At 55.0% G+C, this 17,170-nt stretch carries 13 protein-coding genes; 12 read left to right on the top strand and 1 reads right to left on the bottom strand.

Annotated elements, in window-relative coordinates:
* Positions 1-78: 78 nt before the first annotated feature.
* From ihfB to J1G48_RS14410, 8 genes are all read left to right on the top strand, one after another.
* Positions 79-363, top strand: a complete 285-nt coding sequence (gene ihfB, locus J1G48_RS14445; protein WP_000167332.1) for an integration host factor subunit beta — start codon at positions 79-81, stop codon at positions 361-363.
* A 229-nt stretch (positions 364-592) separates the two neighbouring features.
* Entirely contained in the window at positions 593-2,857 is a 2,265-nt protein-coding gene (locus J1G48_RS14440; protein ID WP_000705774.1) for a ComEC family protein, read from the top strand.
* Positions 2,858-2,893: 36 nt separating this feature from the next.
* Positions 2,894-4,642, top strand: coding sequence for a lipid A ABC transporter ATP-binding protein/permease MsbA (gene msbA, locus J1G48_RS14435; protein ID WP_000551246.1), 1,749 nt, complete (start codon positions 2,894-2,896; stop codon positions 4,640-4,642).
* A complete protein-coding gene (gene lpxK, locus J1G48_RS14430; RefSeq protein WP_000561676.1) occupies positions 4,639-5,616 on the top strand; it encodes a tetraacyldisaccharide 4'-kinase in 978 nt (325 codons plus the stop codon). The genes msbA and lpxK overlap by 4 nt, the downstream gene beginning before the upstream one ends.
* A gap of 43 nt (positions 5,617-5,659) precedes the next feature.
* Positions 5,660-6,892, top strand: coding sequence for a winged helix-turn-helix domain-containing protein (locus J1G48_RS14425; RefSeq protein WP_000056937.1), 1,233 nt, complete (start codon positions 5,660-5,662; stop codon positions 6,890-6,892).
* Positions 6,893-6,943: 51 nt separating this feature from the next.
* Complete coding sequence (gene ycaR / locus J1G48_RS14420) at positions 6,944-7,126, top strand: protein YcaR (protein ID WP_000350061.1); 183 nt, start codon at positions 6,944-6,946, stop codon at positions 7,124-7,126.
* Positions 7,123-7,869, top strand: coding sequence for a 3-deoxy-manno-octulosonate cytidylyltransferase (gene kdsB / locus J1G48_RS14415; protein WP_000011577.1), 747 nt, complete (start codon positions 7,123-7,125; stop codon positions 7,867-7,869). Before ycaR ends, kdsB begins: the two co-directional genes overlap by 4 nt.
* Positions 7,870-8,079: 210 nt before the next feature.
* Entirely contained in the window at positions 8,080-8,973 is an 894-nt protein-coding gene (locus tag J1G48_RS14410; RefSeq protein ID WP_000436889.1) for a YcbJ family phosphotransferase, read from the top strand.
* Here J1G48_RS14410 and elyC read toward each other — a convergent pair.
* Positions 8,953-9,729 (bottom strand): envelope biogenesis factor ElyC, encoded by a 777-nt coding sequence (gene elyC, locus J1G48_RS14405; RefSeq protein WP_000899553.1) that lies wholly within the window; start codon positions 9,727-9,729, stop codon positions 8,953-8,955. The two genes, J1G48_RS14410 and elyC, sit on opposite strands and share 21 nt — an antisense overlap.
* A gap of 135 nt (positions 9,730-9,864) precedes the next feature.
* On the opposite strand from elyC, the gene cmoM reads away from it, so the two are divergent.
* Genes cmoM through mukB form a run of 4 tightly spaced genes read left to right on the top strand, consistent with a single transcriptional unit; the run spans position 9,865 to position 17,134 of the window.
* Positions 9,865-10,668 carry a tRNA uridine 5-oxyacetic acid(34) methyltransferase CmoM gene (cmoM, locus tag J1G48_RS14400; RefSeq protein WP_001154025.1) on the top strand — a complete coding sequence of 268 codons (804 nt, stop codon included), beginning with the start codon at positions 9,865-9,867 and terminating at the stop codon, positions 10,666-10,668.
* Positions 10,661-11,983, top strand: coding sequence for a chromosome partition protein MukF (gene mukF, locus J1G48_RS14395; protein WP_001288828.1), 1,323 nt, complete (start codon positions 10,661-10,663; stop codon positions 11,981-11,983). Before cmoM ends, mukF begins: the two co-directional genes overlap by 8 nt.
* Positions 11,964-12,668, top strand: coding sequence for a chromosome partition protein MukE (gene mukE, locus J1G48_RS14390; RefSeq protein ID WP_000060025.1), 705 nt, complete (start codon positions 11,964-11,966; stop codon positions 12,666-12,668). The genes mukF and mukE overlap by 20 nt, the downstream gene beginning before the upstream one ends.
* A complete protein-coding gene (gene mukB / locus J1G48_RS14385) occupies positions 12,668-17,134 on the top strand; it encodes a chromosome partition protein MukB (RefSeq protein ID WP_000572746.1) in 4,467 nt (1,488 codons plus the stop codon). The genes mukE and mukB overlap by 1 nt, the downstream gene beginning before the upstream one ends.
* Positions 17,135-17,170: the final 36 nt, after the last annotated feature.

The following is a 17,170-nucleotide window of genomic DNA, read 5'->3' as shown; positions in this document are numbered from 1 at the left end:
AGCACTAAGGGCGGCTACGGCCGCCCTTAATCAATCTCACGGCTGCAGCCAATTTGCCTTTAAGGAACCGGAGGAATTATGACCAAGTCAGAATTGATTGAAAGACTTGCAACCCAGCAATCTCACATTCCCGCTAAGGCGGTTGAAGACGCGGTAAAAGAGATGCTGGAGCATATGGCCTCGACTCTTGCGCAGGGCGAGCGTATTGAAATCCGCGGTTTCGGCAGTTTTTCTTTGCATTACCGCGCGCCTCGTACCGGACGTAACCCCAAGACCGGCGATAAAGTGGAACTGGAAGGAAAATACGTTCCTCACTTTAAACCGGGTAAAGAACTGCGCGATCGCGCCAATATTTACGGTTAAGTTTTAACGCAAAACTTGAACCCGAAAAAAGCACCGTCAGGGTGCTTTTTTCATTTATACGCCGTCAGGCGCAAACGCTATTCGACCGAAAACTGGAAAACGTTTCGCATTTTTTGCTGCGTCTTACATTTATCAGGTAAAAAACCTGGAATCCGCGCCGTATAGCACAAAATCCCCTCCAGACAATGGCGTCCTGAACCTGCACACTTTCCCGCACAGGGAGGTGTCTATGAAGATAACGACGGTCAGCGTATGCGTAGTATGCGGCATACTTCCGCTCATGATATTGCCAGTATTACCTGATACGTGGATTCTCGCGGTGCTGTTTTGTCTGGCATGTTTGCTTTGCCTCATACCCCATCACTATGCGCGCTACGCGGCATTAACCTTGCTCTTTTTCATGTGGGGGATATTTGCCGCCAGGCAGGCCATCTGGGCGGGAAACGTCCTGCCCGCTGCGACGCAGGAGGCGACAGTCGTCATTACTGCCACCGATCATATGACCACTCATTATGGGCGAATTACCCATTTGCATGGAAAGCCACTCTTTCCTGCTGTAGGGATTGTCCTGCATGGCCAGTACTTACCCACGGAAGTGTGTGCCGGACAGCAGTGGGCGATGACGCTGAAGGTCAGAGCGGTACACGGACAGCTTAACGAAGGCGGTTTTGATAGCCAGCGTTACGCGCTGGCGCAGCACCAACCGTTGACCGGGCGTTTTCTACAGGCTAAAGCGATTAACCCTGAGTGTAGCTTGCGTGGGCGCTATCTTGCTTCGCTTCGCGCTACGCTTGCGCCTTATCCGTGGCAGCAGGTTATTCTGGCGTTGGGAATGGGGGAGCGGGGAGCGGTGTCGCAGGAGGTGAAGGCCGTTATGCGCGATACGGGGACTGCCCATTTGATGGCGATTTCCGGCCTGCATATCGCTTTTGCTGCGTTATTGGCTGCCGGATTAATCCGTGGCGGACAATTCTTTTTGCCGGTCAGATGGATTCGTTGGCAGACGCCATTGCTGGGCGGCATTCTTTGCGCGATATGTTATGCCTGGCTTACCGGCTTACAACCGCCTGCGCTGCGCACGGTGGCGGCGCTGAGCGTCTGGGGAGGATTAAAATTAAGCGGACGACAGTGGAGCGGCTGGCAAGTCTGGTGCTGCTGTCTGGCCGCGATTATTTTCGCCGATCCTGTGGCGGTTATATCACAAAGTCTTTGGCTGTCAGCATTTGCGGTTGCCGGCCTGTTATTCTGGTATCAGTGGTTTCCTGCGCCAAACGGAAATTTTCCACGGGGCTTACGTTGGTTGCTTAACCTGCTTCACCTACAGGCAGGCATTACACTTCTGCTTTTGCCTCTCCAGGTGGCGCTTTTTCATGGCATAAGCGTTACCGCAATGCTGGCGAATCTTTTTGCCGTACCCTGGGTCACATTTGTGACGGTTCCGCTCATCCTGGCGGGAATGATTCTGCATTTAACCGGGCCGTTTTTTCTTGAAGAGTGGGTATGGTACCTGACCGATCGCGCGTTAGCCGCGCTATTTTACCTGTTGAATGCTTTACCGCAGGGCTGGGTCAATATTGATAACCGTTGGCAGTGGCTGACGCTTTTACCCTGGCTAACGCTTATCGCGTGGCGATTAAACGTCTGGCGTACCTGTCCGGCGGTCTGTTTATGCGGGTTATTGTTGATGAGCTGGCCACTCTGGCGGCCGATAAACGCCAGCGGATGGCAGGTGCATATGCTGGATGTCGGTCAGGGGCTGGCGATAGCGATCGTCAGGGGCGATAAAGTAATACTCTACGATACCGGTCGGGCATGGCCGGAGGGCGACAGCGGGCAACAGGTTATTATTCCCTGGTTGCGCTGGCATAATCTGACGCCGGAGGGCGTTATTTTGAGTCATGAGCATCTGGATCATCGGGGCGGGCTGCGTTCGCTACAGCAGGTCTGGCCGTCAATGTGGATTCGCAGCCCGTTAGGCTGGCAGGGACATTTGCCCTGTTTTCGCGGTGAGCAGTGGCAATGGCAGGGGCTAACGTTTCAGGCGCACTGGCCGTTACGCGAAAGTGCCGATCGAGGAAATAACCGCTCCTGTGTGGTCAAAGTGGATGACGGCGTACATAGCATCCTGCTCACGGGCGATATTGAAGCGGGCGCTGAACAAAAAATGCTAAGTCGTTACTGGCGACATCTTGCGGCGACGTTTATCCAGGTGCCGCATCATGGTAGTAATACGTCGTCGTCGCTACCATTTATTCAGCGCGTACATGGTGAAGCGGCGCTGGCGTCCGCATCGCGCTATAACGCATGGCGGCTGCCGTCCCGCAAGGTAAAACAGCGCTACCGACAGCAGGCGTATCAGTGGTTTGATACACCCCACCAGGGGCAAATTTCGCTGCTGTTTTCTCCGCAGGGCTGGCGCATACAAGGCTTACGGGATCAAATTTTACCTCGCTGGTATCATCAGTGGTTTGGCGTGTCCGAGGATAACGGGTAGAATATGCGGCTATTTCAACAAATGCTGGTTTTTTGAATGCATAACGATAAAGATCTCTCTACGTGGCAGACCTTCCGCCGACTGTGGCCAACCATAGCGCCTTTTAAAGCAGGTCTGATCGTGGCGGGCATAGCGTTAATTCTCAACGCAGCCAGCGATACCTTCATGCTATCGCTCCTCAAGCCATTACTGGATGATGGTTTCGGTAAAACGGATCGCTCAGTGTTGCTGTGGATGCCGCTGGTGGTTATTGGGCTGATGATATTACGAGGCATCACTAGCTATATCTCCAGCTACTGTATTTCATGGGTGTCAGGCAAGGTGGTAATGACCATGCGCCGTCGCCTGTTTGGCCATATGATGGGAATGCCCGTCGCCTTCTTTGATAAACAGTCTACCGGTACGCTGCTGTCGCGTATTACTTACGATTCAGAACAGGTTGCCTCTTCTTCATCTGGCGCACTGATTACCGTGGTGCGTGAAGGGGCATCGATCATCGGATTGTTTATCATGATGTTCTATTACAGCTGGCAGTTGTCGATCATCCTGGTTGTTTTAGCACCGATTGTGTCGATTGCGATTCGCGTTGTCTCAAAGCGGTTCCGCAGCATCAGTAAAAATATGCAGAACACGATGGGACAAGTGACTACCAGCGCTGAACAAATGCTGAAAGGACACAAAGAGGTACTGATTTTTGGCGGTCAGGAAGTCGAAACTAAACGCTTTGATAAAGTCAGCAATAAGATGCGACTGCAAGGCATGAAAATGGTCTCTGCCTCGTCAATTTCCGATCCTATCATTCAGCTCATTGCCTCGCTGGCGCTGGCGTTTGTCCTCTATGCTGCGAGCTTCCCAAGCGTAATGGATAGCCTGACGGCAGGGACCATCACCGTGGTGTTCTCCTCCATGATCGCGCTGATGCGTCCATTAAAATCGCTGACAAACGTTAACGCGCAGTTCCAGCGTGGGATGGCGGCTTGTCAAACGTTGTTTGCGATTCTGGATAGCGAACAGGAGAAAGATGAAGGTAAACGTGTCATTGACCGCGCGACCGGCGATCTCGAATTCCGCAATGTGACGTTTACTTACCCGGGCCGTGAAGTGCCGGCATTGCGTAACATCAATTTGAAAATTCCTGCCGGGAAAACCGTGGCGCTGGTGGGGCGTTCCGGATCGGGTAAATCAACTATCGCCAGTCTGATCACCCGTTTCTACGATATTGATGAAGGGCACATCCTGATGGATGGTCACGATCTACGCGAATACACTCTGGCCTCTCTACGTAATCAGGTGGCGCTGGTTTCGCAAAACGTGCATCTGTTTAACGACACGGTCGCCAATAACATTGCTTATGCCCGGACGGAAGAATACAGCCGCGAGCAGATTGAAGAGGCGGCGCGCATGGCCTATGCCATGGACTTTATCAATAAGATGGATAATGGCCTGGATACCATCATCGGCGAAAACGGCGTACTGCTTTCCGGCGGTCAGCGCCAGCGTATCGCGATCGCCCGCGCCTTACTGCGCGACAGCCCGATTCTGATCCTTGATGAAGCTACGTCCGCGCTGGATACCGAATCTGAACGTGCGATTCAGGCAGCGTTGGATGAGCTGCAGAAAAACCGTACCTCTCTGGTGATTGCGCACCGTCTCTCCACCATCGAACAGGCGGATGAGATCGTTGTAGTCGAAGACGGTATTATCGTTGAGCGCGGCACTCATAGCGAGCTGCTGGCGCAACACGGCGTTTACGCCCAGCTACATAAGATGCAATTTGGCCAATGATTGCGCGTATCTGGTCGGGTGAATCCCCGCTATGGCGGTTACTGCTGCCGCTCTCCTGGCTGTATGGCCTGGTGAGCGGGGCGATTCGTCTGAGCTATAAGCTTGGTTTTAAACGCGCCTGGCGAGCGCCGGTACCGGTGGTTGTGGTAGGGAATCTTACGGCTGGCGGTAACGGTAAAACCCCCGTAGTCATTTGGCTGGTGGAAAAGCTGCAACAGCGTGGCGTGCGCGTGGGGGTCGTTTCCCGCGGCTACGGCGGGAAAGCTGCCGCTTATCCGCTGCTCCTGACGCCTGAGACGACAACCGCAGAAGCGGGAGATGAACCGGTATTGATTTATCAGCGGACCGGCGCGCCTGTCGCGGTGGCGCCTGAACGCGCCGCGGCGGTGAAAGCGATTCTGGCGGCGCATAATCTGCAGATTATTATCACCGACGATGGGTTGCAGCATTACCGACTCGCGCGAGATATTGAAATTGTGGTGATTGACGGGGTGCGCCGTTTTGGCAACGGCTGGTGGCTTCCTGCCGGCCCTATGCGCGAACGCGCCAGTCGCCTGAAAACCGTGGACGCCGCTATCGTCAATGGCGGCGTCGCCCGGGCAGGCGAAATACCCATGCAGCTAGCGCCTGGACTGGCGGTGAACTTACGTACGGGAGCGCGTTGCGATGTAGCGCAGCTGAGCAATATTGTGGCGATGGCGGGCATCGGTCATCCGCCGCGCTTTTTCGCCACGCTGGAAGCCTGTGGCGCGCATCCGCAAAAGTGTGTCCCGCTGGCGGATCATCAAACGCTCGCCCCTGCTGACGTTCAGGCGTTGGTCGGTGAAGGACAGACCCTGGTAATGACGGAAAAAGACGCGGTGAAATGCCGTGCTTTTGCCGAAGATAACTGGTGGTTCTTACCGGTTGATGCGCGTTTGTCCGGTGAGCAGCCTGATAAGTTGCTTGAACATATCACCTCGCTGGTTCGCTAGCGTCCCCCAATGCAGCGGCAGTGATGAATTTATGGAGTCATGAATGTCATTGCCGTACCTTTCTCTTTCCCAGGCCCGGTGTCTTCACCTTGCTGCGCAGGGGCTATTGAAAAAGCCACGCCGTAACGTGCTGCCTGGCGATGTTCTTGCCGCCATCTCACGCATGGCGTTGCTGCAAATTGATACCATCAATGTTGTCGCACGTAGCCCCTATCTGGTGCTGTTTAGCCGTCTCGGTTCGTACCCGCAGGCCTGGCTGGATGAGGCGCTGCGACGCGGCGAGTTAATGGAATACTGGGCGCATGAGGCCTGTTTCTTACCACGCCGCGACTTTAAACTTATCCGCCATCGTATGCTGTCGCCGGAAAAGATGGGCTGGAAATATCGCGCGGCATGGATGCATGAGCACGCGGAAGAAATAGAACAGCTAGTGCGGCATATTCAGGAGCACGGTCCGGTGCGTTCTGCCGATTTTGAACATGCGCGGAAAGGCGTCAGCGGCTGGTGGGAATGGAAACCACATAAACGCCACCTTGAGGGTTTATTTACCGCCGGAAAAGTCATGGTTGTTGAGCGGCGTAATTTTCAACGTGTATATGATTTAACGCCCCGTGTGATGCCGCACTGGGATGATGAACGCGATGGACTGTCACAGTCGCAGGCGGAAAACCTGATGCTGGATAATAGCGCGCGCAGTCTGGGGATTTTCCGTGAACAGTGGCTGGCGGATTACTACCGCCTGAAACGTCCTGACCTGAAGGGATGGCGGGAGAGCCGGGCGGAACAGCAGCAGATTATTCCGGTCGAGGTGGAAACGTTGGGGCGGATGTGGCTTCATGCCGATCTTCTTTCGCAGCTGGAACCAGCGCTGAATAACGCCTTAAAGGCGACCCATAGCGCAGTGCTGTCGCCTTTCGATCCTGTGGTATGGGATCGCAAGCGGGCAGCGCAGCTCTTCGGATTTAACTATCGGCTGGAATGTTATACGCCTGCGGCGAAGCGCCAGTACGGTTATTTTGTGCTGCCGCTATTATACCAGGGCCGTTTAGTCGGGCGAATGGATGCCAAAATGCACCGTAAAACGGGGGTGCTTGAGATTATCTCGCTGTATCTGGAGGACGATATTCGCCCTGGCGTTAGTCTGCAAAAAGGAATCTGGCAGGCGATTAGCGCGTTTGCTGCCTGGCAACGGGCATCGCGCGTGACGCTGGGACAATGTCCGCCAGGCCTGTTTAGCGCCATGCGTCATGGCTGGGAAATAGACCCTGCACCATAACCGATTATGTTAATATTGAAGGATTCACAATCCGGTCCATCTGGAGGAACTATGGATCATCGTCTGCTTGAAATCATCGCCTGCCCGGTATGTAACGGCAAACTCTGGTATAACCAGGAACAGCAAGAATTAATTTGCAAACTGGATAATCTCGCTTTCCCGTTACGCGACGGCATTCCTGTATTGCTGGAAAATGAAGCTCGCGCCCTGACATCTGATGAGAGTAAATCATGAGTTTCGTCGTCATCATTCCGGCCCGTTTTTCATCTACCCGACTGCCAGGAAAACCATTAGTGGATATTAATGGTAAGCCCATGATTGTTCATGTCCTGGAGCGGGCGCGCGAATCTGGCGCGGAACGCATTATTGTTGCCACCGATCATGAAGACGTGGCTCGTGCGGTAGAAGCGGCTGGCGGCGAAGTGTGCATGACGCGCGCCGATCACCAGTCCGGCACCGAACGGTTGGCGGAAGTGGTAGAGAAGTGCGGATTCAGCGACGATACCGTTATTGTGAACGTTCAGGGCGATGAGCCGATGATCCCGGCGGTTATTATTCGCCAGGTCGCGGAAAATCTGGCGCAGCGCCAGGTTGGCATGGCGACGTTGGCGGTGCCGATTCACAGCGCCGAAGAAGCGTTTAACCCGAATGCGGTAAAAGTCGTGCTGGATGCTGAAGGCTATGCGCTTTACTTTTCCCGGGCGACGATTCCCTGGGATCGCGACCGCTTTGCAAAAAGTCTGGAAACGGTAGGAGATACTTGCCTTCGTCACCTGGGCATTTATGGCTATCGCGCGGGTTTTATCCGCCGTTACGTGAGCTGGCAACCCAGCCAGCTGGAACATATTGAAATGCTGGAGCAACTCCGTGTGCTGTGGTACGGCGAAAAAATTCATGTCGCCGTCGCCAAAGCGGTGCCCGGCACGGGCGTAGACACCGCCGACGACCTGGAGCGCGTGCGCGCTGAAATGCGTTAACATGATCCTGTTCATGATCGTCTTAGACGGTCATGAACAGCGCGGTATGATAGCGCAAAGATGAATACTCACGTCTGCTCACTAGTGGCAGCTTTCTCGTACCGTTACGATTTTCCTCATTTTTCTTTTCTTCCCTTGATCTGATACGGGTGACATCTGTCCATACGACGCTCATTATTAAAGCAGTAGCACTAATGGGGGTAATCTGGAATGGAACAGTTGCGGGCCGAACTCAGTCATTTGTTGGGTGAAAAACTTAGCCGTATAGAGTGCGTGAATGAGAAAGCGGATTCCGCATTGTGGTCATTATATGACAGCCAGGGCATCCCGATGCCGCTGATGGCGCGAAGTTTTACCACTCCCGGCGTTGCGCAGCAACTGGCCTGGAAAACCTCAATGCTGGCGCGTAGCGGTACGGTGAGGATGCCGGTAATCTATGGCGTATTGACGCATGAAGAGCATCCTGGTCCGGATGTGCTGCTGCTGGAACGACTGCGCGGTGTACCGGTAGAGGCGCCGGCGCGCACTCCGGAACGCTGGGAACAGCTAAAAGATCAGATTGTCGAAGGGCTGTTAGCCTGGCATCGGCAGGATAGCCGCGGTTGCGTTGGCGCCGTAGACCATACTCAGGAGAATATCTGGCCTTCCTGGTATCGTCAGCGGGTGGAGGTGCTGTGGACGACGCTAAATCAGTTCAGCAATACCGGCCTGACGATGCAGGACAGACGCATTCTGTTTCGTACCAGAGAATGTCTTCCTTCGTTATTTGAAGGGTTTAACGACAACTGCGTACTGGTGCATGGCAACTTCTGCCTGCGCAGTATGCTTAAAGACGCCCGTAGCGATCAGCTTCTGGCGATGGTCGGCCCCGGGCTGATGCTGTGGGCGCCGAGAGAGTTCGAACTGTTTCGCCTGATGGATAATCCATTGGCGGAGGGATTGCTTTGGCATTATCTGCAACGCGCGCCAGTGGCGGAGTCCTTCATCTGGCGGCGTTGGCTCTATGTGCTGTGGGACGAGGTTGCGCAATTGGTCAATACCGGACGTTTTAACCGTACCAATTTTGATCTGGCGGCGAAATCATTACTCCCCTGGCTTGCCTGATATGCCTTTCAGCCATTGCCAAAGTCGCCCTAATGTTTCATACCCAGCGCGATCGCTGTGCATCAGCCAGACCGGGGACGGAATTGCCCGCTCCCAGGGATTGAGCGGCGAATCGATCGCCAACTGATTCGCCGGCGCGGGAAGCGGATTCAGCCCGGCATGCTGAAAGAAAATCATCGCACGCGGCAAATGCGAGGCGGAGGTTACCAACAGGAAAGGGGCGTCGCCGATGGCCTGCTTAACGGCGGCGGCTTCTTCTTCCGTATCTTTTGGCTTATCCAGCGTAATAATATCGCTACGCGGTACGCCCAGCGACTGCGCCACCCGCGCACCGACTTCCGCCGTGCTTACCGTATTGGTTTTTGCTATGCCGCCGGTAAAAATCAGCCTGGCTCCCGGATTCGCGCGCCACAGCCGAATGCCTTCCGCCAGCCGCGGCAAGCTGTTGTTAATTAAATTAGAGCTCGGCGCCCACTGCGGGTTCCAGGTATAGCCGCCGCCGAGAACCACAATATATTCCACCTTTTGCGGACCCTGCCAGGTAGGGTAGCGGTTTTCTATCGGACGCAGCAAATGGTCAGAGACGGGTTGCAGGCTTAATAGCAATAGCGCCAGCCAACCTACGCTGATAAATACTTTTCCGGTCTTCTGAAAGCGGCTAAACCAGAGCAGCGCCAGGCCGACGCCAATGATCAGCAACATCAGCGGAAGCGGCAATAACATACCGCCAATCACTTTCTTTAGCGTAAAAAGCATCCTTTTTGGTTCCTTTTTTAACCATATAGCGGAGGATTAACGGTGATATTACACCAGACAGGTTCATTCTGGCCGCGGCTGTGACAAAATAGCGGTTTTATCAGATAACGCCTGAGCCAGCCTGTGGAGAGTCCGATGCAGGATCGCAATTTTGATGACATTGCTGAAAAGTTTTCCCGTAACATTTACGGCACGACCAAAGGACAACTGCGGCAAGCCATTCTGTGGCAAGACCTGGATCGCGTGCTGGAGGAGATTGGCGGGCGGAAACTGCGGGTGCTGGATGCCGGCGGCGGCGAAGGGCAAACGGCGATTAAGATGGCGGAACGCGGCCATCAGGTGACGTTATGCGATCTGTCTGGCGAAATGATCGCCCGCGCGCGGCAGGCGGCCGAGGCAAAAGGTGTGAGCAAAGACATGCATTTTATACAATGCCCGGCTCAGGACGTCGCTTCGCATTTGGAAAGCCCGGTTGATCTGATATTGTTTCATGCTGTGCTGGAGTGGGTAGCCGATCCTGTCGGCGTATTAGAAACGCTCTGGTCAGTATTGCGCCCTGGCGGCGCGCTGTCGTTGATGTTCTATAACGCTAACGGTTTGCTGATGCACAATATGGTGGCGGGTAATTTTGACTACGTGCAGGCGGGGATGCCTAAACGCAAGAAGCGCACGCTGTCGCCTGACTACCCGCGCGACCCCGCGCAGGTGTACCAGTGGCTGGAGGCGATTGGTTGGCAGATTACCGGTAAAACCGGCGTGCGTGTGTTTCATGATTATCTGCGTGAAAAACACCAGCAGCGTGACTGTTATGAGACCCTGGTCGAACTGGAAACGCGTTATTGCCGCCAGGAGCCGTATATTAGCCTTGGGCGCTACATTCATGTCACCGCGATTAAAAGCCCGGCGCTAGCCGCAGATGCAAGGATAACCTATGAGTGAATTTTCCCAGACAGTCCCCGAACTGGTTGCCTGGGCCAGAAAAAACGACTTTTCCATCTCGCTGCCGGTAGACAGACTTTCCTTTCTGCTGGCGGTCGCCACGTTGAACGGCGAACGCCTTGACGGCGAGATGAGTGAAGGCGAGCTGGTGGATGCATTCCGCCATGTGAGTGATGCGTTTGAGCAAACCAGCGAAACCATCGGCGTGCGCGCGAACAACGCGATTAACGATATGGTGCGTCAACGTCTGCTGAACCGCTTTACCAGCGAGCAGGCGGAAGGCAATGCGATTTACCGATTAACCCCGCTCGGGATTGGCATCACCGATTACTACATTCGTCAACGCGAATTCTCTACGCTGCGTCTTTCTATGCAGTTGTCGATTGTGGCCGGCGAATTGAAGCGCGCGGCGGATGCGGCAGCGGAGGGGGGCGATGAGTTCCACTGGCATCGCAACGTTTACGCGCCATTGAAATATTCGGTGGCGGAGATTTTCGACAGTATCGATCTCACCCAGCGCATCATGGATGAACAGCAGCAGCAGGTGAAAGACGATATCGCACAACTGCTGAATAAAGACTGGCGGGCGGCGATTTCCAGCTGTGAGCTGCTGCTTTCCGAAACGTCCGGTACGCTGCGCGAGTTGCAGGATACGCTGGAGGCGGCGGGCGATAAGCTGCAGGCTAACCTGCTGCGCATTCAGGATGCCACGATGACGCACGACGATCTGCATTTTGTCGACAGGCTGGTGTTTGACTTACAAAGTAAACTCGACCGCATTATCAGTTGGGGTCAGCAGTCTATTGATTTATGGATCGGCTACGATCGTCACGTGCATAAATTTATCCGTACCGCGATCGATATGGATAAAAACCGTGTCTTCGCCCAGCGGTTGCGCCAGTCCGTGCAGACTTATTTTGACGATCCCTGGGCGCTAACCTACGCGAATGCCGATCGTCTGCTGGATATGCGCGATGAAGAGATGGCGTTGCGTGACGATGAAGTCACCGGGGAGTTGCCGCCGGATCTGGAATATGAAGAGTTTAACGAGATCCGCGAGCAGTTAGCGGCCATCATTGAAGAACAGCTGGCTATCTACAAAACCAGACAAACGCCACTGGATCTTGGGCTGGTGGTGCGCGAGTATCTGGCGCAATACCCGCGCGCGCGTCATTTCGACGTGGCGCGTATTGTTATCGATCAAGCGGTACGTCTTGGCGTAGCGCAAGCAGATTTCACCGGACTGCCAGCCAAATGGCAGCCGATTAATGATTACGGAGCCAAGGTACAGGCGCATGTCATTGACAAATATTGAACAAGTGATGCCGGTTAAGCTGGCGCAGGCGCTGGCGAATCCGTTATTTCCGGCGCTGGATAGCGCATTACGTTCGGGCCGCCACATCGGGCTGGACGAACTGGATAATCATGCCTTTCTGATGGATTTTCAGGAATACCTGGAAGAGTTTTACGCGCGTTATAACGTGGAACTGATTCGCGCGCCGGAGGGGTTCTTCTACCTGCGTCCGCGTTCTACCACGCTTATCCCGCGCTCGGTGTTATCCGAACTGGATATGATGGTCGGTAAAATTCTCTGCTACCTCTATCTTAGCCCGGAGCGTCTGGCCAACGAAGGGATCTTTACTCAGCAAGAATTGTACGACGAGCTGCTTACCCTTGCGGACGAAGCCAAACTGCTAAAGCTGGTTAATAACCGCTCGACGGGATCTGACGTTGATCGTCAGAAACTGCAGGAAAAGGTGCGTTCTTCTTTAAACCGCCTGCGTCGTTTGGGCATGGTATGGTTTATGGGCCACGACAGCAGCAAATTCCGCATTACCGAATCGGTCTTCCGCTTTGGCGCGGATGTCCGCGCCGGCGACGATCCTCGCGAGGCGCAGCGTCGTCTCATCCGCGACGGGGAAGCGATGCCCATTGAAAACCATCTGCAACTTAATGATGAGACCGAAGAGAGTCAGCCGGACAGTGGAGAGGAAGAATAATGATTGAACGCGGTAAATTTCGCTCGCTAACGCTGATTAACTGGAACGGTTTTTTTGCCCGTACTTTTGACCTGGATGAACTGGTCACGACGTTATCCGGGGGCAACGGTGCCGGGAAATCCACGACGATGGCGGCGTTCGTCACGGCGCTGATCCCGGATCTTACATTACTGCACTTTCGTAACACCACGGAAGCCGGCGCCACCAGCGGTTCGCGCGATAAAGGTCTGCACGGTAAGCTGAAGGCGGGCGTCTGTTACTCCATGCTCGACACCATTAATTCCCGCCATCAGCGGGTGGTGGTCGGCGTGCGTCTGCAGCAGGTCGCTGGGCGCGATCGCAAAGTGGACATCAAACCGTTCGCTATCCAGGGGCTGCCGATGTCGGTACAGCCGACACAACTGGTGACGGAGACATTAAACGAACGTCAGGCGCGCGTACTGTCGCTTGCTGAGCTGAAAGACAAGCTTGACGAGATGGAAGGCGTGCAGTTTAAGCAGTTTAACTCCATCACCGATTATCATTCGCTGATGTTTGACTTAGGGATTATCGCCCGTCGTCTGCGCTCCGCTTCCGATCGTAGTAAATTCTATCGTTTGATAGAGGCCTCGCTGTACGGCGGGATCTCCAGCGCCATTACCCGATCGCTACGCGATTATTTATTGCCGGAAAACAGCGGCGTGCGCAAGGCGTTCCAGGATATGGAAGCGGCGCTGCGCGAGAACCGACTCACGCTGGAAGCGATTCGTGTTACCCAATCCGATCGCGATCTGTTTAAGCATTTGATCAGCGAAGCCACCGATTATGTGGCGGCGGATTATATGCGCCACGCCAATGAGCGTCGGGTTCACCTTGATCAGGCGTTGGCGTTTCGACGCGAACTGTACACATCGCGCAAACAACTGGCGGCTGAGCAGTACAAGCACGTCGATATGGCCCGTGAGTTGGGCGAACATAACGGCGCCGAAGGTTCTCTTGAGGCGGATTACCAGGCGGCGAGCGATCACCTGAATCTGGTGCAAACCGCGCTGCGTCAGCAGGAAAAAATTGAACGCTACGAAGCGGATCTTGAAGAGCTGCAGATTCGACTCGAAGAGCAAAACGAAGTGGTGGCGGAAGCCGCCGAAATGCAGGACGAAAATGAAGCGCGTGCCGAAGCCGCCGAGCTGGAAGTCGATGAACTCAAAAGCCAGCTTGCGGATTACCAGCAGGCGCTGGATGTACAGCAAACGCGCGCGATTCAGTATAACCAGGCGATATCAGCGCTTGCCCGCGCTAAAGAACTTTGTCATCTGCCGGATCTAACGCCGGAAAGCGCCGCCGAATGGCTGGATACTTTCCAGGCAAAAGAGCAGGAAGCTACGGAAAAACTGCTGTCGTTGGAACAAAAAATGAGCGTGGCGCAAACCGCGCACAGCCAGTTTGAGCAGGCTTACCAGCTAGTAGCGGCGATCAACGGCCCGCTGGCGCGTAGCGAAGCCTGGGACGTGGCGCGCGAGCTGTTACGGGACGGCGTGAACCAGCGTCATCTGGCGGAACAGGTACAGCCGCTGCGGATGCGCCTGAGCGAACTGGAACAGCGGCTGCGCGAGCAGCAAGAGGCGGAACGTCTGCTGGCTGAGTTCTGTAAGCGACAGGGCAAAAATTTTGATATTGACGAACTGGAAGCGCTGCATCAGGAGCTGGAAGCCCGCATCGCGTCCTTGTCTGAGAGCGTGTCGTCAGCCAGCGAACAGCGTATGGCCTTGCGTCAGGAACAGGAACAGCTGCAATCCCGTATCCAGCATCTGATGCAACGCGCTCCTGTCTGGCTGGCGGCGCAGAATAGCCTGAACCAGCTTAGCGAACAGTGCGGCGAGGAGTTTACGTCCAGCCAGGAAGTGACCGAATACCTGCAACAGCTACTGGAGCGTGAGCGCGAAGCCATTGTCGAACGCGACGAAGTGGGCGCGCGTAAAAATGCGGTTGATGAAGAGATCGAACGTTTAAGCCAGCCGGGCGGCGCGGAAGATCAGCGTTTGAATGCGCTGGCGGAGCGTTTTGGCGGGGTACTGCTGTCGGAAATCTACGATGATGTCAGTCTTGAAGATGCGCCGTACTTTTCCGCACTGTATGGCCCGTCGCGCCATGCGATCGTCGTACCGGATTTATCGCAAATAGCCGAACAGCTTGAAGGTCTGACCGACTGCCCGGAAGATCTGTACCTGATCGAAGGCGATCCGCAGTCTTTTGATGACAGCGTATTCAGCGTTGACGAGCTGGAAAAGGCGGTGGTCGTGAAAATTGCCGACCGTCAGTGGCGTTATTCGCGTTTTCCGTCGCTGCCTATTTTTGGCCGTGCGGCGCGCGAGAACCGTATTGAAAGTCTCCATGCGGAACGGGAAGTGCTTTCCGAGCGCTTTGCCACGCTCTCGTTTGACGTGCAGAAAACCCAGCGTTTGCACCAGGCGTTCAGCCGTTTTATCGGTAGCCACCTTTCTGTTGCCTTTGAGGACGATCCGGAAGCGGAAATTCGCCGACTGAACGGGCGTCGCGTCGAGCTGGAGCGCGCGCTGGCGACGCATGAAAGCGACAACCAGCAGCAGCGCCTTCAGTTTGAGCAGGCCAAAGAGGGCGTTTCCGCGCTTAACCGTTTGCTGCCGCGGCTGAATTTATTGGCCGATGAAACGCTGGCCGATCGGGTCGATGAAATTCAGGAACGGTTGGATGAGGCGCAAGAAGCGGCGCGATTTGTGCAGCAATATGGCAACCAGTTAGCCAAACTGGAGCCGGTGGTTTCCGTTCTGCAAAGCGATCCGGAACAGTTTGAGCAGTTAAAAGAAGACTATGCATGGTCGCAGCAAATGCAGCGCGACGCGCGCCAGCAGGCTTTTGCTCTGGCTGAAGTTGTCGAACGTCGGGCGCATTTCAGCTATTCCGACTCGGCGGAAATGCTGAGCGGCAACAGCGATCTCAACGAAAAGCTGCGCCAGCGGCTGGAGCAGGCGGAAGCCGAGCGTACCCGCGCCCGCGAAGCGCTGCGCAGCCATGCCGCGCAGTTAAGTCAGTACAGCCAGGTCCTGGCCTCGCTAAAAAGCTCTTACGACACGAAAAAAGAGCTGCTTAACGATTTGCAGCGCGAATTACAGGATATTGGCGTTCGCGCCGACAGCGGGGCGGAAGAGCGTGCCCGCCAGCGTCGCGATGAACTGCACGCCCAGTTGAGCAATAACCGTTCGCGTCGCAATCAGCTTGAGAAAGCGCTCACCTTCTGCGAAGCGGAGATGGAGAACCTGACCCGTAAGCTGCGCAAGCTGGAGCGTGATTATCATGAAATGCGCGAGCAGGTCGTGACCGCGAAAGCCGGCTGGTGCGCAGTCATGCGGATGGTGAAAGACAATGGCGTGGAACGCCGTCTGCACCGTCGTGAGCTGGCTTATCTGTCGGCGGATGAACTGCGCTCCATGTCGGATAAGGCGTTGGGCGCGCTGCGCCTGGCCGTCGCGGATAACGAACATCTGCGCGACGTATTGCGTCTGTCGGAAGATCCGAAACGCCCGGAACGTAAAATCCAGTTCTTTGTGGCCGTTTACCAGCATCTGCGCGAACGTATTCGTCAGGATATTATTCGTACCGACGATCCGGTTGAAGCCATTGAACAAATGGAGATTGAGCTGAGTCGTCTGACGGAAGAGCTGACATCGCGTGAGCAAAAGCTGGCGATCAGTTCCCGCAGCGTGGCAAACATTATCCGCAAGACTATCCAGCGTGAGCAGAACCGTATTCGCATGCTGAACCAGGGGTTGCAAAGCGTCTCGTTTGGCCAGGTGAATAGCGTGCGGTTAAACGTCAACGTGCGTGAAACGCATGCCACCTTGCTGGATGTGCTTTCAGAACAGCAGGAGCAGCATCAGGATCTGTTTAACAGCAATCGTCTGACCTTCTCCGAAGCGCTGGCGAAACTGTACCAGCGCCTGAATCCGCAGATCGATATGGGGCAACGCACGCCGCAGACCATCGGCGAGGAGCTGCTGGACTACCGTAACTATCTGGAAATGGAAGTTGAAGTTAACCGTGGGTCCGACGGCTGGCTGCGTGCGGAATCCGGCGCGCTATCAACGGGGGAAGCTATCGGGACCGGGATGTCAATTCTGGTGATGGTTGTGCAAAGCTGGGAAGACGAAGCGCGCAGACTGCGCGGGAAAGATATTTCGCCATGTCGCCTGCTGTTCCTCGATGAAGCGGCGCGTCTGGATGCGCGCTCTATCGCCACGCTGTTTGAACTATGCGAACGTTTGCAGATGCAGCTCATCATCGCCGCGCCGGAAAACATCAGTCCGGAGAAGGGCACGACCTATAAACTGGTGCGTAAAGTGTTTCAGAATACTGAGCATGTTCATGTTGTCGGGCTGCGTGGCTTTGCGCCGCAGCTTCCGGAAACGCTTCCCGGTACGCAAACGGAAGATACGCCTTCAGAAGCGAGTTAAATACGGCAGAAACGATGACGTGCCTGATGGCGCCTC

The sequence above is a fragment of the Salmonella sp. SAL-020 genome, assembly GCF_017372215.1.
Taxonomy (GTDB): Bacteria; Pseudomonadota; Gammaproteobacteria; order Enterobacterales; family Enterobacteriaceae; genus Salmonella; species Salmonella enterica.
This window is presented reverse-complemented; position numbering and strand designations above follow the sequence as displayed.